22 protein-coding genes are annotated in these 23,034 nt (G+C 70.2%); 14 read left to right on the forward strand and 8 right to left on the reverse strand.

The annotated features are described in order from the left end of the window. Window positions 1-27 precede the first annotated feature (27 nt). From ACIQLK_RS05290 to ACIQLK_RS05305, 4 genes are read left to right on the forward strand one after another with little or no spacing between them, the layout of a single operon-like run. On the forward strand, window positions 28-1,509 hold the full coding sequence (locus ACIQLK_RS05290) for an MFS transporter (RefSeq protein ID WP_400363247.1): 1,482 nt from the start codon (window positions 28-30) through the stop codon (window positions 1,507-1,509). Window positions 1,510-1,564: 55 nt separating this feature from the next. Further along, a complete protein-coding gene (locus ACIQLK_RS05295; RefSeq protein WP_400363248.1) occupies window positions 1,565-2,713 on the forward strand; it encodes an exonuclease SbcCD subunit D in 1,149 nt (382 codons plus the stop codon). Continuing rightward, window positions 2,710-5,712: an AAA family ATPase gene (locus ACIQLK_RS05300; protein ID WP_400363249.1), complete on the forward strand. Its 3,003-nt coding sequence runs from the start codon at window positions 2,710-2,712 to the stop codon at window positions 5,710-5,712. The genes ACIQLK_RS05295 and ACIQLK_RS05300 overlap by 4 nt, the downstream gene beginning before the upstream one ends. A gap of 4 nt (window positions 5,713-5,716) precedes the next feature. Beyond that, window positions 5,717-5,896 (forward strand): hypothetical protein, encoded by a 180-nt coding sequence (locus tag ACIQLK_RS05305; RefSeq protein WP_018186829.1) that lies wholly within the window; start codon window positions 5,717-5,719, stop codon window positions 5,894-5,896. 15 nt (window positions 5,897-5,911) lie between these two features. Here ACIQLK_RS05305 and ACIQLK_RS05310 read toward each other — a convergent pair whose 3' ends face one another. Both ACIQLK_RS05310 and ACIQLK_RS05315 read right to left on the reverse strand, forming a co-directional pair. Beyond that, the gene (locus tag ACIQLK_RS05310) at window positions 5,912-6,469 is read right to left on the reverse strand and encodes a nucleosidase (protein WP_400363250.1); all 558 of its coding nucleotides are present in this window, start codon (window positions 6,467-6,469) and stop codon (window positions 5,912-5,914) included. A gap of 23 nt (window positions 6,470-6,492) precedes the next feature. Beyond that, window positions 6,493-8,559, reverse strand: a complete 2,067-nt coding sequence (locus tag ACIQLK_RS05315) for an NAD(+) synthase (RefSeq protein ID WP_400363251.1) — start codon at window positions 8,557-8,559, stop codon at window positions 6,493-6,495. Window positions 8,560-8,615: 56 nt separating this feature from the next. Here ACIQLK_RS05315 and ACIQLK_RS05320 point away from each other — a divergent pair, with 56 nt between their 5' ends. Together ACIQLK_RS05320 and ACIQLK_RS05325 are read left to right on the forward strand one after the other, a co-directional pair. After that, the gene (locus tag ACIQLK_RS05320) at window positions 8,616-9,515 is read left to right on the forward strand and encodes a hypothetical protein (RefSeq protein ID WP_400363252.1); all 900 of its coding nucleotides are present in this window, start codon (window positions 8,616-8,618) and stop codon (window positions 9,513-9,515) included. A gap of 22 nt (window positions 9,516-9,537) precedes the next feature. Further along, entirely contained in the window at window positions 9,538-13,059 is a 3,522-nt protein-coding gene (locus tag ACIQLK_RS05325) for a TM0106 family RecB-like putative nuclease (protein ID WP_400363253.1), read from the forward strand. Here ACIQLK_RS05325 and upp read toward each other — a convergent pair. Next, entirely contained in the window at window positions 13,044-13,676 is a 633-nt protein-coding gene (upp, locus tag ACIQLK_RS05330) for a uracil phosphoribosyltransferase (RefSeq protein WP_018186834.1), read from the reverse strand. The genes ACIQLK_RS05325 and upp overlap by 16 nt on opposite strands. A 68-nt stretch (window positions 13,677-13,744) precedes the next feature. Here upp and tadA point away from each other — a divergent pair, with 68 nt between their 5' ends. Beyond that, window positions 13,745-14,173, forward strand: coding sequence for a tRNA adenosine(34) deaminase TadA (gene tadA, locus ACIQLK_RS05335; RefSeq protein WP_400363872.1), 429 nt, complete (start codon window positions 13,745-13,747; stop codon window positions 14,171-14,173). Window positions 14,174-14,182: 9 nt separating this feature from the next. On the opposite strand, the gene ACIQLK_RS05340 is transcribed toward tadA, so the two are convergent. Continuing rightward, on the reverse strand, window positions 14,183-15,295 hold the full coding sequence (locus ACIQLK_RS05340; RefSeq protein ID WP_400363254.1) for an alpha/beta fold hydrolase: 1,113 nt from the start codon (window positions 15,293-15,295) through the stop codon (window positions 14,183-14,185). Between the two features lie 84 nt (window positions 15,296-15,379). Here ACIQLK_RS05340 and proC point away from each other — a divergent pair, with 84 nt between their 5' ends. After that, window positions 15,380-16,213, forward strand: coding sequence for a pyrroline-5-carboxylate reductase (proC, locus tag ACIQLK_RS05345; protein ID WP_400363255.1), 834 nt, complete (start codon window positions 15,380-15,382; stop codon window positions 16,211-16,213). A gap of 9 nt (window positions 16,214-16,222) precedes the next feature. On the opposite strand, the gene ACIQLK_RS05350 is transcribed toward proC, so the two are convergent. Continuing rightward, entirely contained in the window at window positions 16,223-17,503 is a 1,281-nt protein-coding gene (locus ACIQLK_RS05350) for an MFS transporter (RefSeq protein ID WP_400363256.1), read from the reverse strand. A 64-nt stretch (window positions 17,504-17,567) separates the two neighbouring features. On the opposite strand from ACIQLK_RS05350, the gene ACIQLK_RS05355 reads away from it, so the two are divergent. Beyond that, window positions 17,568-18,059 (forward strand): MarR family winged helix-turn-helix transcriptional regulator, encoded by a 492-nt coding sequence (locus tag ACIQLK_RS05355; protein ID WP_400363257.1) that lies wholly within the window; start codon window positions 17,568-17,570, stop codon window positions 18,057-18,059. 11 nt (window positions 18,060-18,070) lie between these two features. Here ACIQLK_RS05355 and ACIQLK_RS05360 read toward each other — a convergent pair whose 3' ends face one another. Both ACIQLK_RS05360 and ACIQLK_RS05365 read right to left on the reverse strand, forming a co-directional pair. Further along, a complete protein-coding gene (locus ACIQLK_RS05360; protein ID WP_036310225.1) occupies window positions 18,071-18,742 on the reverse strand; it encodes a TrkA family potassium uptake protein in 672 nt (223 codons plus the stop codon). After that, window positions 18,735-20,177, reverse strand: a complete 1,443-nt coding sequence (locus ACIQLK_RS05365; RefSeq protein WP_400363258.1) for a TrkH family potassium uptake protein — start codon at window positions 20,175-20,177, stop codon at window positions 18,735-18,737. The genes ACIQLK_RS05360 and ACIQLK_RS05365 overlap by 8 nt, the downstream gene beginning before the upstream one ends. A 67-nt stretch (window positions 20,178-20,244) precedes the next feature. Here ACIQLK_RS05365 and ACIQLK_RS05370 point away from each other — a divergent pair, with 67 nt between their 5' ends. From ACIQLK_RS05370 to ACIQLK_RS05390, 5 genes are all read left to right on the forward strand, one after another. Then, complete coding sequence (locus ACIQLK_RS05370; RefSeq protein WP_400363259.1) at window positions 20,245-20,649, forward strand: ArsR/SmtB family transcription factor; 405 nt, start codon at window positions 20,245-20,247, stop codon at window positions 20,647-20,649. Window positions 20,650-20,750: 101 nt separating this feature from the next. Further along, window positions 20,751-20,942: a helix-turn-helix domain-containing protein gene (locus ACIQLK_RS05375; protein WP_400363260.1), complete on the forward strand. Its 192-nt coding sequence runs from the start codon at window positions 20,751-20,753 to the stop codon at window positions 20,940-20,942. Between the two features lie 81 nt (window positions 20,943-21,023). Next, complete coding sequence (locus tag ACIQLK_RS05380) at window positions 21,024-21,122, forward strand: 30S ribosomal protein bS22 (protein WP_003792170.1); 99 nt, start codon at window positions 21,024-21,026, stop codon at window positions 21,120-21,122. 97 nt (window positions 21,123-21,219) lie between these two features. Beyond that, the gene (locus ACIQLK_RS05385) at window positions 21,220-21,477 is read left to right on the forward strand and encodes a glutaredoxin family protein (protein WP_400363261.1); all 258 of its coding nucleotides are present in this window, start codon (window positions 21,220-21,222) and stop codon (window positions 21,475-21,477) included. Further along, window positions 21,474-21,773 carry a Dabb family protein gene (locus ACIQLK_RS05390; RefSeq protein ID WP_400363262.1) on the forward strand — a complete coding sequence of 100 codons (300 nt, stop codon included), beginning with the start codon at window positions 21,474-21,476 and terminating at the stop codon, window positions 21,771-21,773. Before ACIQLK_RS05385 ends, ACIQLK_RS05390 begins: the two co-directional genes overlap by 4 nt. Window positions 21,774-21,787: 14 nt before the next feature. Here the strand turns inward: ACIQLK_RS05390 and ACIQLK_RS05395 are convergent, their stop codons facing one another. Continuing rightward, window positions 21,788-22,960, reverse strand: a complete 1,173-nt coding sequence (locus ACIQLK_RS05395) for a mechanosensitive ion channel family protein (protein WP_400363263.1) — start codon at window positions 22,958-22,960, stop codon at window positions 21,788-21,790. Between the last annotated feature and the right edge of the window lie 74 nt (window positions 22,961-23,034).

Here is a 23,034-nt window from a genome sequence, read left to right on the forward strand (position 1 = left end):
CAGGGCTGCCGCTAACGTGGGACGGCCATGACATCGCCTGTGACCGCCAGCATCCCTCTCTCCTCTTCTCAGCGCTGGCGGGCGTTCTGGGTCTGCGTATCGGTCGCCGCCTTCACGATCCTCGACCTCAGCAAGGTGAACGTGGGACTGCCGGCGATCGAGAAATCGCTCGATGCGACCTCGACTCAGCTGCAGCTGGTCGTCTCGGGGTACATCCTCACCTTCGGTCTCGCACTCGTCCCGTTCGGCCGCCTCGGTGATCAGCGATCCCGCAAGATGCTCTTCATCATCGGGCTCAGCCTGTTCACCGTCATGAGCGCCGTGTGCGCGCTCGCTCCGAGCATCGAGATCCTGATGGCCGCCCGGCTGGTGCAGGGCATCGCGGCCGGCATTCAGATGCCCCAGGTGATGGGCACGATCCAGCAGCTCTTCACAGGCAAGGAGCGCGGCCGCGCCTTCGGTATGTTCGGCGCGACGATCGGCATCGCCACCGCATTCGGGCCCACCCTCGGCGGTCTCATGATCGCCCTGGGCGGCGAGGCTGACGGGTGGCGCGGCATCTTCTGGTTCAACGTGCCTCTCTGCCTGCTCGTGCTCGCGGGTGTCATCTGGCTGCTGCCGCAGACACGGAAGGCGACCGGCCAGCCGCTGCAACTCGACCCGATCGGCATCGTGCTGTTCGGGCTCACGATCGTCTCGCTGATGTGGCCGTTCCTGTTCACCACAGGCTCGCCGGACGACGACCCCAACCGCTGGTGGCTGCTGACGGCTTTCGTCCTGTTCGCGACCCTGTTCTTCTGGTGGGAGCGGCGGTACGCGGCGTCCGGTCGTCAGCCTCTCATCCCCTTCCGGATGTTCCGCATCTCCTCCTATCGCAACGGCACGTTCGTGGTCGTGGCGTACTTCACGGCGATCCCGCCGATGTTCCTGCTGGGCACCCTGTTCCTGCAGATCGGGATCGGCCTCGAGCCGGTGTTCGCGGGGATGGTGTCGATCGGCTTCGCGGTCGCCAGCGCCGTGTCGTCGTACTACGGCGGACTGCTCGTGCACCGGTTCGGCCGTCAGTTGGTGACGATCGGGCTGCTGACCGTCCTCGTCAGCGTCGTCGCTCTCACGATCGTCGCGTACACGATGCCGCCCGAGACGGTCGTCTACGGCATGGCCGCCGCCCTCCTGGTCGCCGGCGCCGGCGGTGGCCTCGTCGTCTCGCCGAACCAGACCCTCACGCTCTCCGAGATCCCCGTCCGCGAAGGCGGACTCGCGGGATCGGTCGGCCAGCTCGGCCAGCGCGTGGGAACCGCGGTCGGGACGGCCATCGGACTGTCCCTGTTCTACGCGACGATCTACCGCGAGTCGGATGCCGGGCTCGAATCCCTCGCGATCTTCCACGACGCGTACGCCTACGGGATGGCCGCGGTCGGCGTCTTCCTGGCGCTTGCGACCCTCATCTCGGTCGTCGACCTGATCAACCTGCGGCGTCGGGGAGCGGTGTCACCGATCGCCGAGTGACGCCCGCCCGGCATGCCTCGTCGGCGATGTCGGAGCCCCGATCTACCGTGTGAGCATGCGCATCCTGCACACCTCCGACTGGCACATCGGGCGGACCTTCCACGGTCACTCCACGCTCGATGCGCTCCGCGGTGTGCTGGATGAACTGATCGCCCAGGTCCGCGAGCACGGCGTCGACGTCGTCATCGTCGCGGGTGACGTGTTCGACTCGGCGACGCCGGCCGCCGCCTGCTACACGCTCCTGTCCGACGCGCTGCGCGGCATCGCCGACGCGGGCGCACGCGTCCTGGTCACGAGCGGCAACCACGACTCCGCGGCGCGGCTCGGGTTCCAGGCAGGGCTGCTGCGCGACGGCATCCACGTCCTGACCGATCCGGATGCCGTGGGTACGCCCCTCACGATCGACGACGCCGACGGGCCCGTCCACTTCTACGGCATCCCGTACCTCGAGCCGGCGCTGCTGCGGCACCGGTGGGAGGGCGTGCGCACCCAGGCGGCGGTGCTGGGCCGCGCCATGGACCTCGTCCGCGCGGACCTCGCCGAGCGCGGCGGCCGGTCCGTCGCCATCGCGCACTGCTTCGCCGCGGGGGTCGAGCCCACCCCGCACCTCGAGCGCGACATCCAGCAGGGCGGTCTCGATGTGGTGCCGCTGTCGACCTTCGACGGCGTCGACTACATGGCACTCGGTCACATCCACGGGCGACAGCGACTGTCCGAGAACGTGCGCTACGCCGGCGCGCCGCTGCACTACAGCTTCGGCGAGGGCGACAAGCCCCGCGGGTCCTGGCTCATCGACCTGGATGCCGACGGACTCGCCGCCGTCGCATGGCTCGACCTGCCCGTACCGCGCCGTCTCGTGACCCTTCGCGGCCCGTTCGCCCAGATCCTGTCCGACGAGGCTTACGCAGTCCACGAGGATGCCTGGGTCTGCGTCGAGTACACCGACGACCTGCCCGAGGCGGATCCGCTCCGTCGGCTGCAGCAGCGGTTCCCCTTCTGCGCGAAGGTCGTGCACGCACCGTCGACCGTCCGCACCGGCGACGCGGCGACCTACGTCGAGCGGGTCCGCGCCGCCCGCTCCGACCGCGAGCTCGTCGAGGCCTTCCTCGTCCATGTGCGCGAGGGGCAGGGGGCGACCGACCGCGAGACGGACCTCATCGACGAGGTACTCGACGATCGCGTGCGCCAGGAGGCCCTCGCGTGAAGCTGCACCGGCTCGAGCTGACGGGTTTCGGGCCTTTCCGCGAACGGCAGATCGTCGACTTCGATGCCTTCGACGACGACGGGCTCTTCCTCATCTCCGGGCGCACCGGTGCGGGCAAGTCGAGCATCCTGGACGGCGTCAGCTTCGCCCTCTACGGCTCGGTGCCCCGGTACGAGGGGGGTGACCGGAGGCTGCGCAGCGACCACAGCTTCCTCACCGATCCGACCGAGGTGCGTCTCGAGTTCACCGTCGGCGGCACGCGCTGGCGGGTGACCCGCGCGCCCGAGTACGAGCGCCCCGCCAAGCGCGGCGGGGGCCTCACACTCGAACCGGCGCGAGCCGAGCTCGAGGAGCGGGTAGGCGACCGGTGGGTCGGCCGCGCAGCCAAGCAGCGCGAGGTCGGAATCGCCCTCGACGAGGTGCTCGGGCTCAGCGCTCAACAGTTCCAGCAGGTCATCCTGCTCGCGCAGAACAAGTTCTCGCGGTTCCTGCTCGCGGCCAACGCCGAGCGTCAGCAGCTGCTGCGCACCCTCTTCGGGACGAAGCGGTTCGAGGTCTACAAAGACGCCCTCGACGAACGTCGGAAGGACGCGCAGAGGCGGCTCGACGAGACCGGTGCACGCGTTCGCGCGCTGCTCGAGGTCGCCGAGCGCGAGATCTCCGCGCACGACCTCCACGGTGCCGACACCGGCGACGCGCCCCTCGAGGCGGACGTGCTCGGGCGCAAGGAGGCCGTCGAGCGCGCCCTCGCGCGGGCGCTGTACCGCGTCGATGCGCGCGGGAACGAACGGGCCGTCGCGACCTCGCGGGCCGAGGGGGCGGCTGCGGAGCATCGACGGCTCGTCCAGATCGCCGAGCGTCTCGCCGACCTCCAGAGGGCCCGCGCTGAGCTCGCCGCACGCGAGGCGGAGGCGACCGCGATCGAGGAGCTCCGCGGGCGCGTCGAACGCGCACGCGCGGCAGAGGCCCTGAGGGCTCCCGTCGAGAACGCGATCCGCGCGAGCGCCGAGTGGGTCGCGTCGCGGGACGAGGGCCGCGTCGCGGAGGACGCCTGGGTCGAGGCCGGCGGCTCCGCCGACGATGATCTCGCCACCGTGATCGACGATCTGACCGGGCGGATCGCCCGTGCCCAGGCTGCCGCGGAGGCGGAGCGGGATGCCGCTGCGCTGGGCGACGCGCAGCATCTGCGCCGCGAGGAGCTGGCCGGCCTCGACGAGGCGCTCCTCGACCTGGAGGCGGTCCTCGAGACAGTCCCCGAGCGCCGCCAGGACGCCGCGCGCCGGTTGGCCGAAGCGCGCGCCGTCGCCGGCCGCCACGACGACCTCGCCGCGTCGCGCACCGACCTCGCGACGCGGCTCGATGCCGCTCGATCGCTCGAGCGGCTCATCCCTCGCCTGGTCGAGGCCGACGCGGCGTACGCCGAAGCCAACGCGGGCGCCGCTGCCGCATCCGCGCGTGTCGGAGAGCTGCTCCGGCGGCGATTGCGCGGCTACGCGGGGGAACTCGCGGCATCCCTCGTCGATGGGGAACCGTGCGCGGTGTGCGGATCGACGTCGCATCCCCGTCCGGCGGTGCACGACGACGAACCGGTGACCGATGACGACCTCGCCGCCGCTGAGAAGGCGCGTGACGCCGCCGCCGTCGCCGAGAAGGATGCCGGGCGGGCAGCCGCCGCGGCGAGGGAGGCCGTCGCTGCCGCTGTTGCCACGGCGGGTGGCCGTGAGACCGGTGAGTTGGCGGCCGCGCTCGCGGACCTCGACGACCAGCTCGCCGCCGCCGAGGCCGCGCGCTCCCGCGTCGACGACCTGACGCGCGATGCGGAACAGATCGATGCACTCGAGGCCGATGCCGTCCGCGAGGCGGCCGCCCTGCGCGAGCGTGCCGGGGCCGTGCGCGAGGAGCTGGCAACCGTCGAGGGCGCACTGCAGACCGCGCAGCGAGCGGTGGATGCCGCTCGAGGCGAGCACGAGAGCGTCGCGGCGCGCATCGCCGCCGATGAGGATCTGCGCCGGCTCGCCACACGGCTCCTCGACGCTCGCCGGAACGAGCAGACTCGTCGAGACGCTGCGGCCGCCGCCGACGGCGACCGGGACACACGTATCGCGGACACGGCATTCGAGACCCCCGACGACGTCCTCGCGGCGCTCCTGCCGGTCGACGAGGCCGGCCTGCTCGCGGCCCGCGTAGAGGAGCACGCTGCTGCGGTCACCGCCGCACGCGCGCGCACGCTCGAGCTCGAGCTCGAGACCGTCGATCAGCAGGTCGAACCCGGGGCCGTGGACGCCGCAGCCCGCGCCGCGACAGAGGCGGATGATGCCCGTTCCGCCGCGATCTCCGCAGAAGCGGATGCCGCGAACCTCGCGAAGAGCCTGCGCGACCTCGTCGAGCGCATCGACGCCGCCGCCGGCGCGGTCGCGACGCAGGCCGAGGACGCCGCCGCGGTCACGCGCCTGGCCGACACCGTCGCGGGTAGAGCACCCAACACGATGAAGATGGATCTCGAGACCTTCGTCCTCGCGGCCGAGCTCGAGGAGATCGTGGCCGCCGCGAACCTGCGGCTGGCCGAGATGTCGTCGGGCCGCTACACCCTGCGCCACTCCGACGCGAAGCAGGCTCGAGGCGCGGCATCCGGTCTGTCGATCGAGGTCCTCGACGCGCACACCGGCAGACTCCGCTCGCCGCAGTCGCTCTCGGGAGGTGAGACCTTCCTGGCCTCGCTCGCGCTCGCCCTGGGGCTCGCCGAGGTGGTCACCTCCCGCGCCGGCGGCATCCGGCTCGACACGCTGTTCATCGACGAGGGGTTCGGCTCCCTCGATCCCGAGACACTGGAGCTCGCCATGCGCACTCTCGACGAGCTGCGCGCCGGAGGCAGGATCGTCGGCGTCATCAGCCACGTCGAGGCGATGAAGGAACAGATCCCTGCACAGCTCGTCGTCGAGGCGACACCCGAAGGGCCGAGCATCGTCCGCCAGGACGTCGTGACACAGCCCCTAGGCTGAGAGCATGAGAAAAGGCACGATCTGGACCATCCTCGGCGTCGTCGTCGCGGTGATCATCGCATGGATCGTCGTCGACATCGCGCTCAAGGCGATCTTCCTGGTCGGGAAGCTGCTGCTCGTCGCCGTCGTGGCGCTGATCGTCTTCTTCGTGCTGCGCTCGCTGTTCAGCCGCCGAGACGCCTGAGCATCTCCGCGGACGTCAGACGCCGTAGAGTGCTGCGATCCGCTCGCGCAGCTGACCGCTGCAGATCGCGACGGTGTCCCGCCAATCGGTGATCGCATCATCCTGCGCATTGTCGGAGACCGCCTTCAGGATGCGGATCGGCACCCCGAACTGCTGCGCCACCCAGATGTAGGCGTAGGCCTCCATGTCGACGAGCGTGCCGCCCAGCGAGCGGATCAGCTCCACGGTGTCCGCATCGTCGACGAAGTGGTCTCCCGTTGCGATCGTCGTGCCTTCGCGGCCGGCGATCGACACGGTCGTGGGCAGCGAGACGTGCTGGCCGGCGACGCCGTCGACGTCCGCGACATCGTGCTGCAGTGCCGTGGTCACCTCGTGAACGCCCACCGTCTCGGTATCCACCGACCCGGCTGTGCCCACGACGACGATCTCCTCGTAGGTCGCGCGGTCGAGAGCACGTGTCAATGCGTACGTCGCCTGCATCTTGCCGGGGCCGGTGACGAGCCGGTCGAAGCCCGGGAGCTCCTCGGGGAAGGCGACGAGTTCGGAATCGAGGGCAGCGACGAGGAGCTTCACCGAACCATCATCCCACCCCTGGGTCAGGACGCTTCGCCGGGGAAGGCCGCATCGAGTTCGGCGAGCCACGCCGTCGCGTTCCCGTCGGACGGTGCCCGCCAGTCGCCGCGCGGCGACAGCGAGCCCGCGGGCGAGACTTTCGGCGCGTTCGGGACGGCACTGCGCTTGAACTGCGCGAACCCGAAGTAGCGCGTCAGGAACACCCGCATCCATCGCACGATCGTCCCGCGGTCGTAGGCGAACCGGTCGTCGACGGGGAAGCCGGGAGGCCACGCACCGGCATCCGCATCCGCCCAGGCGTGCTCGGCGAGGAAGACGATCTTCGACGGACGGAAGCCGTAGCGGAGGACGTGGAAGAGCGTGAAGTCGTGCAAGGCGTACGGCCCGATCGTGCTCTCGGTGGACTGCACCTTGCCGTCCTGTCCGGCCGGAACGAGCTCGGGGCTGATCTCGGTGTCCAGGACGGCCTGCAGCACCTCCTTGGCGCGGTCGGTGAGGGTCGCGCCCGACTCGTCGCTGTTCGCGATGACCCAGCGGATGAGGTGCTGGATGAGGGTCTTCGGCACACCCGCGTTGACGCCGTAGTGCGCCATGTGGTCGCCGACGCCGTACGTGGCCCAGCCGAGGGCGAGCTCGGAGAGGTCGGACGTGCCGATGACGACGCCGCCGCGCTGGTTGGCGAGGCGGAAGAGGAAGTCGGTGCGGGCACCGGCCTGCACGTTCTCGAAGGTGACGTCGTAGACGGGCTCGCCCTGCGCGAACGGATGCCCGAGCCCGGTCAGCAGCTCCGTCGCCATCGGACGGATGTCGATCGTCTCGATCGTGGCGCCGATCGCCTCGGCCAGGGCGATGGCGTTCGATTTCGTGTGCTCGCCGGTCGCGAAGCCGGGCATCGTGAAGGCGAGGATGTCGCTTCGCGGCCGGCCCATCCGGTCCATGGCTCGGGCGACGACGAGCAGGGCGTGCGTCGAGTCGAGGCCACCCGAGACGCCGATGACGGGCTTGGGCTGCCCGATCGCCCGCAGCCGCTGCTCGAGGCCGGACACCTGGATGTTGAACGCCTCGTAGCAGTCGAGGTCGAGTCGGGCGGGGTCGTCCGGCACGAAGGGGAAGCGGTCCAGGGGGCGCCGCAGCCCGCGGACGGAGACTGCCGGGTCGACCGTGAACGGGATGCGGGTCGGCCACGAGGCTTCGCTGCGCGCGTTGTCCTCGAACGTGCCCTGGCGCAGGCGGTCCTGGCGCAGGCGGTCGAGGTCGACGTCGGCGATCGCGTGCCGCGGCCCGTCGGGGAAGCGCTCGGTCTCGGCGAGGAGCGTGCCGTTCTCGTAGATGATCGTCTGACCGTCCCACGAGACGTCGTTCGTCGATTCGCCCTGCCCTGCGGCGGCATAGACGTAGGCGGCGAGACACCGGAAGGACTGCGACTGCACGAGGATGCGACGGTCCTCGGCGCGGGCGATCGTGATCGGGCTGCCCGAGAGGTTGAGGAGGACGGTCGCGCCGGCGAGGGCCGCGTGCGAGGAGGGCGGCACGGGCACCCAGAAGTCCTCGCAGATCTCGGCGTGGACGACGAGCCCGGGAACGTCGGTCGCCTCGAAGAGCAGGCCGGTGCCCACGGGCACCTCGTCGCCCGCGAGGGTCACGGTGTCCGGGGCGCCGTCGCCGCGGGCGTACCAGCGGGATTCGTAGAATTCGCGGTAGGTGGGCAGGTGCGACTTCGGAGCCACGCCGAGAACGCGTCCGCGGTGGATCACGACGGCGCAGTTGTAGAGCCGGTTCTGCATCCGCAGCGGCGCTCCGACGACGAGGAGGGGCGCGAGGTCGACGGATGCCGCGGTCAGCCGCTCGATGGCCGCGAGGACGGCGTCGAGCACGACGTCCTGCATGACGAGGTCCTCGATCGCGTACCCCGAGAGGCAGAGCTCGGGGAACACGGCCACGGCGACACCCTCGTCGTGGCAGGCGCGCGCACTTTCGAGGACCGCCTCGGCGTTGGTCGCGGGGTCGGCGATCGCGACCGGCACCGTGCACGCGGCGACGCGTGCGAACCCGTGCCGATAGGGGTTCTCGAAGGGGAGGTCCTGGGTCACGGCTCCAGTCTGTCAGGTGCCCGCCCGCGCGCGTCAGCCTGTGCTTTCATCGTCTGGTGCCCACCCGCGCCGCCGGACGTCCCGTGCTCCCACCGCCGTATCCGCTGCCGGAGGACTGGCGGGTCGGCACCCCCGCCCGCATCCGCGCGTGGACAGTCGTCGCCTACTCGGTCGTGGTGCTCGCCAGCGGGGTTTCGGTCGTCTTCGCCGTGCTGGCCGACGACGTCGGCTCGGCGACCTGGCGGGCGTTCGTCTTCCTGGCCGCGACCGCAGGCTTCGGCGTCCACTTCGAGCGTGCGGGCGGGGAACGCGACCTGCCCGAGCTCCTCAACGCGGTCGCCCTCACCCGGGCGAAGGAGCGGCCGCGCGATTCGTGGGTGCACTTCTTCCGCGAGCGGGGTGCCGGCGCGTGGCTCAGCGGCTGCTTCACCGCCGCGGGAGCGATCGGCGCCTGCGCCTTCGGGTGGGCGGTCGTCCGCTCCGTCATGGTGGATGCGGCCTTCGCGCTCATCTGGCTGATCCCGCTCCTCCTTCTCGCCCTCGTCCTGGTGCTGGCCGGTGTCCTCGCGATCGTCTCGACCTGGCGCGCGGCATCGTTCGGACGCCTGCCGATCGGTGTCGGGATCGGACCATCGGGCGTGACCCGCTACTACCTCGACGACACCGACGACATCGACTGGTCCCGAATCGCGCGCGTCGCTCCCACGGTGTCCGCCGTCGACGAGAAGACGGGGGACTTCACGCCTTCGGTGGAACTCCGGACCGCCGACGACGAGCTCCTGCTCGACCTGAACATCAGCGGCTTCCGGGCCCACGCGTGGCTGATCTACGCGTCCATCCGGTTCTGGGCCGAGCACCCCGAGGCGCGCCACGAGCTCGGGACGACGTTCGCTCAGCGGCGCATGGACTCCTGGCGTCGCGGCATGCTCGGCGAGAGTGTCGGAGACCGCGGATAGTGTCGATTCCCGAAAGGGGATCATGCGATACATCGAAGACGACGGCCGGATCGTCTGGAGCGCGAGCGACCTGAAGGCTGCGGCCGAGTGCGAATTCGCCTGGCTGCGGGCGATCGACGCGAAGCTCGGCCGGATCGCGCCCGTCGAGGACCCCGAAGACCTGACCCTCGAGCGGGCGGGGCGACTGGGGACCCAGCACGAGCGACGCGTCTACGAGGCCTACCGCGCCGCGTACCCGGGTGCGGTCGTCGAGATCCCCGAGACGAGGTCGTCGGATGCCGCGGGTCTCGCGGCCGCGGTCGCCGCCACGGATGCGGCGCTCGCGGACCCCGCTGTCCACGTCGTCTACCAGGCGGCCTTCTCGACCGAGGAGTTCGTCGGCTTCGCCGACTTCCTCGTCCGGGACGACGACCAGCGGTGGATCGTGCAGGACACCAAGCTCGCGCGTCACGCTCGCGTCACCGCGCTCATGCAGCTCGCGGCATACGTGGATCAGCTTGACCGGCTCGGGGCCCCGCGGGCCGACGAGGTCCAGCTGCTGCTCGGCGACGGATCGGTCTCTACCCACGCCGTCCGTGACCTGATGCCCGTCTTCTCGCTCCGCCGCGACCGCCTCCGCGCGCTGATCGCCGACCGCGACCTGGCCGCCGGCGCGGCCGGCGAACCCATCCCGTGGGGCGATGACCGCGGCGAGCTCCGAGTGATCGCCTGCGGACGCTGCGCGACGTGCGATCTCGAGGTCGTGGCTCACCGCGATCTGCTCCTGGTCGCCGGGATGCGTCCCGTTCAGCGGGACCGTCTGCGCGCGGCGGGCATCACGACGATCGACGACCTCGCGGCATCCCGCGAGGCGCCGCCTCGGATGTCGTGGGACACCTTCTCGGGACTCCGCACGCAGGCGCGGCTGCAGCTCGAGAGCCCCGCCGGCGGCGTCGACGACTCGCCTGCCGCGACCGGACCGGCCGTTCCGACCTTCGACGTCGTCTTCCCCAAGGCGCTCGGGGCCCTGCCCCGACCGGATCACGGCGATCTGTTCTTCGACTTCGAGGGCGATCCGCTGTACACCGAGGGTGCGGCTGTGCACTGGGGGATCGACTACCTGTTCGGCTGGGTCGACGAGACGGAGCAGTATTCCGCCCTCTGGGCTCACTCGTTCGCCGACGAGAAGCGCGCTCTCGAGGACTTCCTCGAGTTCGTGGCGGTCCGGCGTCGGGCGCATCCCGGCCTGCACATCTACCACTACGCGCCGTACGAGCCCACGCACCTGCTCGCGATGGCGGCACGCCACGGCACGGGCGAGGCCGCGGTCGACCGGCTGCTCCGCGACGGCGTCTTCGTCGACCTCTATCCGATCGTGCGGCGCGCGCTGCGGGTCGGATCGCGGTCGTACTCCATCAAGAAACTCGAACCGCTCTACATGGGCGACGAGGTCCGCACGAGCGACGTGCAGCGCGGCGACGATTCCATCGTCCGGTACGTCGAGGCGCGCGCTCTGCAGGATGCCGGCGATGAGGCGGCCGCGGGCGTGATCCTCGACGACCTCGCCGACTACAACCGCTACGACTGCGTGTCGACGCGGCGCCTGCGCGACTGGCTCGTGGATCGTGCCCGTGAGGCGAAGCTCGTGCCCTCACGCGAGCCCGACGCGGGCGAAGCCGTGTACGAGCCCTCGCCGCGGGCCGAGGCCCTCTCGCGCTTCGCCGACGACGCCGAGGACGACGCGGTCGCCCAGGCGCTCCGGCTCGGGGCGGCGGCGATCGACTACTACCCGCGCGAGGCGAAGACCTTCTGGGCCACGCACTTCCTGCGCCTGCGCGAACCGGTGTCGGTGTGGGAGGACACGCGCGACGTCGTCGTGATCGACCGCGACCGGTGTCGCGTGCTCACCGACTGGCATCGACCGGAGGGCCTCACCGCCGTTCGCCGCGTCGTCGAGATCCGCGGCGAGTTCGCGCCGGGTACGCGGATCACGGTCGGTCAGAATCCGTACGGCCTGTACGAGCTGCCTGCCCCCTTCCCCATCGAGACGAGCCCGCGCTGGATCCATGCGGCGCGGTCCGTCTCGGTGGTCGATGTGCTCGAAGACGGCGTGGTGATCGAGGAGAACGCCTACCAGGGGTTCACCTGGCAGGAACTGCCCGTCGCGCTCACACCGCCTGCTCCGCCGCGCGCAGGAAGCCAGCAGGCCGCCATCGACGAATGGGCCGATGCCGTTCTGGCCGCAGCCCCGGCACTGCCCACGGATCCCGCGACCGATCTGCTGGTGCGTCGTCCGCCTCGGCTGCAGGAGCCATTGCCTCGCACGGGTGACGACGTCGCCGACATCGCCGCCGCCCTCGCGGGCCTGTCCGAGGGATATCTCGCCGTCCAGGGCCCGCCCGGAACGGGTAAGACCTACGTCGGATCGCACGTCGTGACGCGCCTCGTCCGCGAACGCGGGTTCCGCGTCGGCGTCGTCGCGCAGTCGCACAACGTCGTCGAGCACATGCTGGACCGCATCGTCGAGGCCGGAGTGGATGGCGCGCAGGTCGCCAAAGCGCCGAAGGGGCCTGCGACGGGCCGGGAGCGCTTCACCGTCATCGCGAAGAACCAGCTCGCCGCCTTCATCGATGCGCAGCCTGCCGGCTTCGTGGTCGGCGGCACCGCCTGGGACCTCACCCATTCGGGGCGCGTCACCCGCCGCTCGCTCGACCTTCTCGTGATCGACGAGGCCGGCCAGTTCTCGCTCGCCTCCACGATCGCCGTCTCGGCAGCCGCGAAGCGCCTGCTGCTGCTCGGCGACCCGCAGCAGTTGCCGCAGGTGAGCCAGGGGACCCATCCCGAGCCGGTCGACACGTCCGCTCTCGGGTGGGTCATGGACGGTCACGCCGTCATCCCTGCCGACCGGGGGTACTTCCTCGCCCGTACGCGGCGGATGCGACCTGAGGTCGCCGAGCCCGTCTCGCAACTCGCCTATGAGGGGCAGCTCGAGGCGCACCCCGACACCGCGCTGCGGCGGCTGGAGGGCGTGCGCGCCGGCGTGATCCCGGTGCCGCTCACGCACACCCGCAATGCCACGCAGTCGCCCGAAGAGGCAGACGAGGTCGTGCGCATCGTCGGGGAGCTGAGCGGCATCCCCTGGTCGGACGGCGACACCATCCGTCCGCTCGCGCTTGAGGATGTCATCGTCGTGACGCCTTACAACGCGCAGCAGGTGCTCGTGGAGGAGGCACTCGTCGCGGCCGGGTTCCCGGGCGTGCGGGTCGGCACGGTCGACCGGTTCCAGGGGCAGGAGGCGGCCGTCGTCATCGTGTCGCTCGCGGCCTCGTCGGGGCGCGACGCGCCACGCGGACTGGAGTTCCTGCTGCTGCAGAACCGCATCAACGTGGCCGTCTCGCGGGCGATGCACACGGCGTACCTCGTGTACAGCACGGGCCTGCTCGACGACCTCCCGCGGACGCCCGACGGGGTGGCCAGGCTCAGCGCGTTCGCGCGACTGGTCGACACCACGTCAGCGACCGCGCAGGACGAGGCTCAGACCGTGTCGCCTCAGACCGTGCCGTAGAGACGGTCGCCCGCGTCGCCGAGACCGGGGACGATGTACCCCTTCTCGTTGAGGCGTTCGTCCATCGCGCCCAGGACGAGCGTCACATCGCGATCGCCGACCTGCTTCTCGATGGCCGCCACGCCCTCGGGGGCGGCGAGGATGCAGACCGCGGTGACGTCCTGCGCGCCGCGCGCGAAGAGGAAGTCGATCGCCGCACCGAGCGAGCCGCCCGTCGCGAGCATCGGGTCGAGCACGAAGCACTGACGGTCGCTCAGGTCGTCGGGAAGGCGCTCGGCGTAGGTGTACGGCTCGAACGTCTCCTCGTTGCGCGCCATGCCGAGGAAGCCGACCTCGGCCGTCGGCAGCAGGGTCGTCATCCCCTCGAGCATGCCGAGGCCGGCGCGGAGGATCGGCACGACGAGCGGCCGGGGTTCGCTGATCTTGAGACCCGTCGTCCGGGTGACCGGGGTGTCGATCTCGATCTCCTCGACGCGGACGCCGCGGGTCGCCTCGTAAGCGAGAAGTGTGATGAGCTCCTCGGTCAGCTGGCGGAAGACCGGCGAGGTGGTGCGCTTGTCGCGCAGAACCGTGAGCTTGTGGGTGATGAGGGGGTGGTCGGCGACGTGCACACGCATGAGCCCAAGGGTACCGGGGCTACGCTGACCTCGTGAGTCTGCCCGTTCCCGCCGCCGATGATGCGGCGATGGCCCGGGCCCTGGAACTCGCGGCATGCGCCCCGGCTCACGGCGACGTCCCGGTCGGCGCCGTCGTGACGCGAGCGGGCGGCGTCATCGGCGAGGGACGCAATCTGCGCGAGCGTGACGGCGACCCGCTCGCGCACGCCGAGATCGTCGCACTGCGGGCCGCGGCATCGGCTCTCGGATCGTGGAACCTCGAGGACTGCACCCTCGTCGTCACCCTCGAACCATGCGTCATGTGCGCGGGCGCCATCCTGCAGACGCGCGTCGGCCGGGTCGTGTTCGGAGCGTGGGACGAGAAGGCGGGCGCTGCCGGGTCCGTGCACGACCTGTTGCGCGATCGACGGATGCCGCACCGCGCCGAGGTCCTCGGCGGGGTGCGGGCGGGGGAGTCGGCCGCCCTGCTGCGCGCCTTCTTCGACGCGAAGCGGTGAGGTCCCGCCTCAGTCCGACGAGCTGAGGATGATCGCCTCGGTCGGCGGTGCGGGGGATGCCGGAGATCCGATGTAGCCCGTCAGCTCGAGCAGCGCACGCCGGAAGACGGCGGGGCGCTCGAGATGGGGCGTGTGGCCGACGCCGGGCAGGCCGAGCTCGGTCGCGGTGCCCCCGGCATCCGTGTAGCGACGGAGGACCTCGCGGGTCTGCGAGACCATCGGCTGAGCGGGGGCGACGTCGGCGCCGGGCCAGTCGGGCAGGATCCCGAGCGCGCCGAGGTGATTCGGGTCGGAGAAGGACGTGTCCGAGACGATCGGGTCGAGGACGCCGCGCACCCACAGGATCGGAGGCTTCGCAGGCAGCTCGACGATCGTGGACACGTCGAAGTTCGACGGCGCGAGCGCATTCAGCACGCCGAATCGGCCGGGCGCGTAGCCCGGCCAGTGCGGGCTCGCGACGGACTCACCGGGGTAGTTGCCGGTGGATGTCGAGGTGGACAGCATCGCCTCGACCCAGAGGTCCTCGTGCTCGGTGGTGAAATCCTCCGCCACGAACGAGGCGCGGAAGACACTGCGCGGGGAGGTGGGGGCCTCGTCGCGGGACTCCCGGGCGTTGAGTCGACGCACGAAGTCCGGATTCGCCATGCCCGCGCCGCAGCCGGCGTCGTCGTCGGTCAGTCGTGTGCCGTCCAGGCGCGTACCGCCGAGGCCGTAGGGGGAGACGGGGGACTCCAGCAGGATGGTCCGGGCCGGGTGATCGAGCGCGTACTGCAGCGCGACAACTCCGCCGAGGTCCCAGCCGACCAGATGCGGCGCCTCGATGCCGAGCGCGGACAGCGTCACCGCGACATCGTCGCTGAGATCGCGGACGCCGCGGCTCGCGTCGACGGGCATGTGCTCGGTTCCGCCGAAGCCCCGCAGATCGATCGCGACGACGCGGAACTCGGCCGGCAGGTCCTGCATGAGCTCCTGCCACACGAGGGCGGATGAGAGCGCTCCGTGCAGGAGGACGACGGTCCGGTCGGGCGCCGTGTCGGGGGCGTCGCCGATGCGCTCGAGGATGTTGACGCCCAGGCGGTCCGTGTCGATGATGCGGGACGAGATTCCGTCGAGGAGGGTCATGACCCGATGATAGGCCGGGCTCCTCGGAGGGTCCCAGCGTCTTGCATCCGGCGCGCGGCGCACGGTCGATGACAGGATGGGGGCATGACGCACCACCTCCCGCCCGTCGCCATTCTCGGAGCAGGTTCGATGGGAGGCGCGATCGCCCAGGGCATCTCGCGCTCCGGGGAGGCGTCGTCGGTCGTCGTGACCAACCGGAGCGCCGCCAAGGCGCGCGAGCTCGACGAGCTCGACGCGGTGACGAGCCTCGCGCTGGCCGACGAGCCGACCGCGAACACGGATGCCGCGGCATCCGCCGACATCGTCCTGATCGGCGTGAAGCCGGCCATGGTCCCCGATGTGCTGCGCGAGATCGCGGGCGCGCTGCGTCCCGGGACGATCGTGGTGAGCCTTGCGGCGGGGGTCACCATCGAGACGTTCGAAGCGATCGTCGGGCCGCAGATCCCCGTCGTCCGCTCGATGCCGAACACCCCGGCGGTCGTGGGCAAGGCGGTCACCGGGCTCGCGGCCGGAACCACCGCGACGCCGGAGCACGTCGCTCTCGTGCGGCGGCTCTTTGAGACGTGCGGTGTCGTCATCGAGGTTCCCGAAGCGCAGATCGACGCGCTGTCGACGATCTCGGGCTCGGGTCCCGCCTACGTCTTCCTCCTCGTGGAGGCCCTCACCGAGGCCGCGCGGGGTAAGGGGTTCGACGAGTCAGACGCGCGCCTCATGGCCGAGCAGACTTTCATCGGCGCGACCGCCCTGCTCGCGGCATCCGGAGAGGATCCCGCGGAACTGCGCCGACGCGTCACGAGCCCGAAGGGGACGACGGAGCGCGCGATCGGTGTCCTGCAGACGGGGAACCTCGACGGGCTCTTCTCTCAGGCGACGGACGCGGCGCTCGCCCGCGCGCGCGAGCTCGCGACCGGGGTCTGACGCCGGCGCTCAGGCGTCGCCGAGGGTGAGATCCTCGGCAGTCGTGCGCTCGCTGAGCACCGCCGAGTGGTCGGCTCGGCCCACGACGCGACGCACGGCGAACAGGATCATGGCGCCCACCGCAGCTGACGCCGCAGCGGCCGCATAGGGGGCGCCGACGCCGTACACCGCGAGGGCGGTGCCGACGGGGGCGCCGATCGCTCCGCCGAAGAAGCGGAATCCGGAGTACGCCGAGCTCGCGACGGTGCGCGGCAGCGTGGTCGCCTCCATCGCCGCTTCGGTGAGGATCGTGTTCACCGCCCCGATCTCGACACCCAGGAGCACGACGCAGACGATGAGCAGCGGGCGCGAGCCGGCGGCGAGCGATGCGGCGAGGTGCGTCGCGGCGAAGGCGACGAGGAACCAGAAAAGCACCCAGACGACCGAGTACCGCTTCGTCAGTCGAGGGGCGATGAGCACGCCGGCGATCGCGAGACCGATGCCGAAGCCCATCATGACCAGGCCGATGCCCACGGCCGGCAGCTCGAGGGCGTACGGCGTGTACGACAGGGTGACGAAGAAGCCGGCGTTGTAGAGGAAGGCGACGACGCTGATGGCGAGCAGTCCCTTGTCGGCGAAGGCCCGGAAAGGTGCGCCGATCGAGCTGCGCTGCGCGGCGTGCCCGGGGTCGCGGACGAGGGTGAGAAGGGCGACGACGCCGACGGCGAGGAGGGAGGCGGTGCCCCAGAACGCGGCGAACCAGCCGATCTCGCCGAGCAGGCCACCCACGAGCGGGCCGACGGCCAGCCCGATCCCGAGTGCGGCCTCGTAGAAGATGACGGCGTGCTCGCTGCGCCCTCCGGATGCCGAGACGATCGACGCGAGCGCGGTCGAGAGGAACAGGGCGTTGCCGAGGCCCCACACGGCGCGGCATGCGATGAGGGCGCCGATCGTCGGTGACAGGGCGCAGCCGACGGCGGCGAGGGCGATGACGGAGAGGCCCAGGATCATGACCGCGCGCGTCCCGATGCGGGTGGACAGCCAGCTCGTGAAGAACATCGCCGATGCGGTCACGGCCAGATAGCTCGTGAACAGGAACGACGTCTCGACCGGGGCCGCGTGCAGGGTGGCGGCGACCGTCGGCAGGATCGGGCCGACGAGGCCGATCCCCATGAAGGCGATCATCGCGGCGAACGCGATGGCCCACACCGCGGGCGGCTGCGAGAAGAGGCGCGGCGCGGTGGTCCCGGCGCTGGACGGGGTCTCGGTGACTGAGGGGATCGCTGCGGTTCCGGTGTCGAGGGCGGTCATTCGTCCCATTGTACACCGATAATTTACTAGTGAACTAATTCACGCCGACGGATACAGTGGAGTCGTGACCGACGATCTGATCGACCGCATCCGCGCTGCGTGGGCGGCGTCGATGCCGTCGATGGACACGTCGCCCATCGACGTGTGGGGCCGGCTCAACCGGACGAGCGCCCTCGCCACGGCTCAGATCGAACGGCTGCTCGCCGACAGCGGTGTCTCGCGGTCGGAGTTCGACGTCCTCTGCGTCCTCGCCCGGATGGACCGTCCGTTGCGCGCGAGCGAGGTCACCGCCGAGACCCTCCTCAGCGGTGCCGCCACCACGAAACTCACGACACGGCTCGAGTCCGCCGGCCTGCTGCGTCGCGAGCGCTCCGAGCGCGACGGGCGGGCGGTGCAGCTGTCGCTGACGGATGCCGGGCGCGCCGTCGTCGAGCGCGAGATGCCCCGCGCACTGGCACACGACGAGCGGCTGCTCGACGGGTTCAGCGGCAGTGAGCGGCAGGCGCTGGCAGCCATGCTCGCGCGCCTCCTCGCCAACGCGCAGCGGGAGATCTGAGGCACGCGGCGTCAGCGGTCGAGCGAGGCGAACCGTTCGATGTCGGAGTTCGTCCCCGAGACGATGATGAGGTCGTGGTTCGTGACGACGGTGGTCGCCTCCGCGTACCGGAACGGCTTGCCCGGGCTTTTCACGCCCACCACGGTCACGTTGTACTTCGAGCGGACGCCCGACTCGTTGAGGCCGACGCCGCGGATGAAGCGCGGCGGGTACATCTTGGCCAGCACGAAATCGTCGTCGAAGCGGATGAAGTCGAGCATCCGGCCGCTCACGAGGTGGGCGACGCGCTCGCCGGCCTCGCGCTCGGGGTAGATGACGTGGTTCGCCCCGACGCGGGCGAGGATCTTGCCGTGCGACTGCGAGACGGCCTTCGCCCAGATCTGCGGGACCTTCAGATCGACGAGGTTCGCGGTGATGAGGACGGATGCCTCGATCGAGGAGCCCACTGCGACGACGGCGACCTGGAAGTCCTGCGCGCCGATCTGCTTCAGCGCCTCGATGTTGCGGGCGTCGGCCTGGACGGCGTGGGTGACTCGCTCCGACCATTTCTGGACGAGATCGAGGCTGTCGTCGATCGCGAGCACGTCGCGGTCGAGTCGATCGAGCTCGCCGGCGCAGGCGGCACCGAAGCGACCGAGACCGATGACGAGGACGGGCGAATCGCTGCGGAGCTGCTCAACCAACGATGGGCCTTTCCACGGGCAGCGCGTAATGCTGCGTTCGGCTGGTCGCGGCCACGGCGGCCGCGAGTGTGACTGTACCAACGCGGCCCATGAACATCGTCAGGGCCATGACGAAGACGGCGGGGTCGGGGAGGTCCTGAGTGAGGCCGGTCGACAGGCCCACCGTCGCGAACCCCGAGACGACGTCGAAGAGCACCTCGTCGAGAGGAGCTTTGGTCAGGTGCGCGATGGTGATGGTCGACAGGGCCACGATCGTCGCGCCCCAGGCGACGACCGACAGCGCGACGCGCTGAACGTCGCTCGGGATGCGGCGGCCGAAGGCCGAGACGCTGGGACGTCCCTTCGCCTCCGACCACACCGCGAGGGCGAGGACGGCGAGGGTCGTGACCTTGATGCCCCCCGCGGTCGAGGCCGATCCGCCGCCGACGAACATGAGCATGGATCCGACGACGATCGACGACTCGTGCAGTTCGCCGATATCGATGATCGAGAACCCTCCCGAGCGGGTCATCGCCGACAGGAACAGCGCCTGGAAGGTCGTGTCCCAGGCATCCATCGTGCCGAAGGTCTTCGGGTTCCCGTACTCGAGGATGACGAAGGCGATCGCCCCCGCGATGAACAGGACGACGGTCGTGATGAGCGTGAGCTTCACGTGGATCGACCACTTGCGCACGTGCCAGTGGTGCTTCCACAGGGCGTAGATGACGGGGAATCCGATCGAGCCGAGGAAGACGCCGATCATGAGCACACTCAGCAGGAGGTAGTTCTGCGCGAACGGCGTGAGCCCCTCGGCATTGGGCGAGAAGCCCGTGTTCGTGAAGGCCATCGCGGCGTAGTACGGCGCCTCCCACAGGGCTGTGAGGGCGTCGACACCGCTCGACAGCAATAGCGGGTAGAGCAGGACCGCTAGAGCGCCCTCGATCACGAGGGTCGACAGGGCGACGGTCGACAGCAGCTGGCCGACCTCGCCGAGGCGGACGGCCTGACCCTCGTTGACGGGCCCGCCGTGAGCGCGCATGGGGTTGCTGTCGCCGGCGGCGAGGAGCTTCGCCCGCAGGCCCAGTCGCTTCGATATGACGAGGCCGAGGATCGAGGCGAGCGTCAGCACGCCGAGCGCGCCCACGTTGACGCCGATGAACACCACGACGTGGCCGAGGGGTGACCAGTGGGTCGCCATGTCGACCGTGGCCAATCCCGTGACGCAGATCGTGGAGACCGCGGTGAAGAGCGCATCGGGCAGTGGCGTGACCTGTCCGTCCGAGGCCATGACGGGCAGGGAGAAGACCGCCGTGAAGACCAGGATGAGCGTCGAGAAGATGAGGACGGCGAAGCGGGACGGCGATGCGGTCGCGAGGTCGCGCATCGCGGAGAACGCGCGGCGATGCCACGCCGGTCCGCGCCGGGGCGCGCGCTCGTCGACGGCCAGGCCCGTCATCAGCGCCCCTTCCTCGTTCGGATCGTTGTCATGGTACTCCCGCGCGCGGGCGGGCTAACCTAATGCCATGGCGGACATCTTCGACGTGATCGCCGACGGAACCCGTCGGGACATCCTCCAGCTGCTCCGTGAACGAGGGGCGTCGGGGGAGAACGGGACGAGCGTCTCCCAGATCGTGTCGGCCCTGGGTGTGAGCCAGCCGACGGTCTCCAAGCACTTGAAGGTGCTGCGGGAGGCATCCCTCGTCTCCGTCCGCGAAGACGGCCAGCATCGCTATTACAGCCTTTCCCCGGCACCGCTGGACGCCGTCGATGACTGGCTGTTCCCCTTCTTCGCCGTGGATGACGACGACGCAACGGCCCCGCACGCTCTGACTGAGAGCGCCGCGCATGCCGCAGAGGTGGTGGGGCGGGCGGCCGCTTCGGCGAAGCACGCGGTCACCAGCGTCTTCAACAAGCTGCCCGGTCGTTGAGCCCCTCGAGTCCCACGAGCCACACAGGTTTACACGCGTCCCGCAGAACCCCTAATGTGGGAGAAATCTGCGGGGGATCGCAAATTCATAAGGGGACAGACATGTCGGACATCTCGGATGTGCGGTTTCTCACTGTCGCTGAGGTAGCAGACCTCATGCGTGTGTCGAAGATGACGGTCTATCGCCTCGTGCACTCCGGCGAACTCCCGGCCGTCCGCTTCGGGCGGAGCTATCGCGTCCCCGAGACAGCGGTCTCGGCGGCTTTGCAACGTCCTATCGCCGACGTCGGCTAGACTGATCCGAGGCATTTTTCCGTCTTGCCGTTCCCGGACGTCGACACTTCGCGTCCAGACCCCGACTTAGTGAGGTTTACCGTGGGTTCAGTCATCAAGAAGCGCCGCAAGCGCATGGCGAAGAAGAAGCACCGCAAGCTGCTTCGCAAGACTCGCCACCAGCGCCGCAACAAGAAGTAAGCGGCATCGCACACCAAGCGCCCCCGACCGGCTCGCCGGTCGTCGGGGCGCTTCGTGTTGCGTCCGCGGCGTCCATTCCCAGGTGAGAATGGATGCCGTGACCGCACTGACCCTCATCTCCAAACCCGACTGCCATCTCTGCGACGTCGCACGCGAGATCGTCGACACCGTCGTCTCGGACCTTCCCGAAGGTCAGGTCGACGTCGAGGAGCTGTCGATCGCCGACGACGCGGAGCTGTACGCGACGTGGTGGGAGAAGATCCCGGTCGTGTTGATCGATGGCGACCTGCACACACACTGGCGTGTGTCGGCCGATCGACTCCGCACTGCTCTGGTGGAGAGGGGCCGCGCATGATCCGCCACGTCGTCATGTGGAAGATGGCCGCCGAGGATGCCGAGACGCGCTCTGCGCACGCTGCCGAGGTCGCGCGCCTGCTCGAGGGACTGGTCGGGGTCGTGCCCGTCATCCGCTCGCTCAGCGTCGGCGTGAACGTCGCCGCTCCGGAGAGCAATGCCGACGTCGCTCTCGTGATCGACCTCGACGACCTGGACGCGCTCGACGCCTACCAGGCCCACCCCGCGCACCAGGAGGTAGCCGGGTACATCCGCAGCGTCACGGGCGGCCGGATGGCCGTCGACTTCGAGGTCTGACGAATCCCACCGCGTCACTGCGACGGCTGCGGATCGTCTTCGCGCAGGATCGGGATCGCGTTCGTGAAGGTGCTCGCGCGGCGCTCCGCGTCGGCGCTGCCGGTGAACAGGCCGTCACCGGTCGGGGTCGGATCGGTGACGGTCCGCACGGCCGGGGCCGCGGCATCCGTCATCAGCACGCGCTGAACGGGAAGGGCCTGCGGCATCGACTCCTGCACCCACGCGACCATGGCCTCGCGGACGAGGCAGCGCAGGTCGAAGAGAGTCGGCGCGTCCTTCGCCGTGACGAGGATGCGGACGCGCACGTAGCCGGCGACGGCATCCGTCACCTGCAGGACCGAGGTCCGTCCGTCCCACAGGTCGGTGCGCTCGAGGACCTCGCGCAGGTGGGCGCGCATGAGCGTGGGCGAGACGTTCCAGTCGAGGTCCATCTCGACCGCGCCGAGGAGCTCGGATCCCTTGCGGGTCCAGTTCTCGAAGGGGGTCGTCGTGAAGTACGTGCACGGCAGGACGAGGCGCCTGTCGTCCCACAGGTCGAGCACGACGTAGCTCAGGGTGATCTCGCCGACCCGCCCCCATTCGCCGTCCGCGACCACGACGTCATCGACGCGCAGGGCGTCGCTGAAGACGATCTGCAGCCCGGCGAACACGTTGGCGAGCACGGACTGCGCGGCGAGGCCTGCGACGATCGACGCGATGCCCGCCGATGCGAGCACGCTCGCGCCGATCGCCCTGACCGAGTCGAAGGTCAGCAGGACCGCCCCGATCCCGATGATGACGATGATCGCGATCGCCAGGCGCCGTACGACCAACGTCTGCGTGCGGATGCGGCGGGCCACCCGGTTGTCGGGCACGTCGATGCGGTAGCGACCGAGGGCGATGTCGGTCGCCACGACGACGAGCGAGGCGAGCAGCCACGCGCTGGCCGCGATGATGAGGATCGTCAGGATCTGACCCAGGATGCCGCGCCACGTGTCATCCGGGAACGCCACCCGAACGGCGACCCAGAGCGCGACGACGAGCAGCAGCATCCGGAAGGGCGCGCGGGACTGCCGGCTGAGGACTCCCGCCCACCTGCGGCGGCGCGCGATGATCGCCAGCACGATCGTCGCGACGACGGCGACGACGACCGCGACGCCGATACCGATCGATGCCGCCACGCCGAAATCGACCCATCCATCCCACATGCAGCTGATCCTTCCATCGGGGGATCAGCCACCATACGACAACCGCCCGGCCGGAGCCGAGCGGTTGCCGAGAC

The organism is Microbacterium sp. NPDC091382 (assembly GCF_044757025.1).
Classification (GTDB): domain Bacteria; phylum Actinomycetota; class Actinomycetes; order Actinomycetales; family Microbacteriaceae; genus Microbacterium.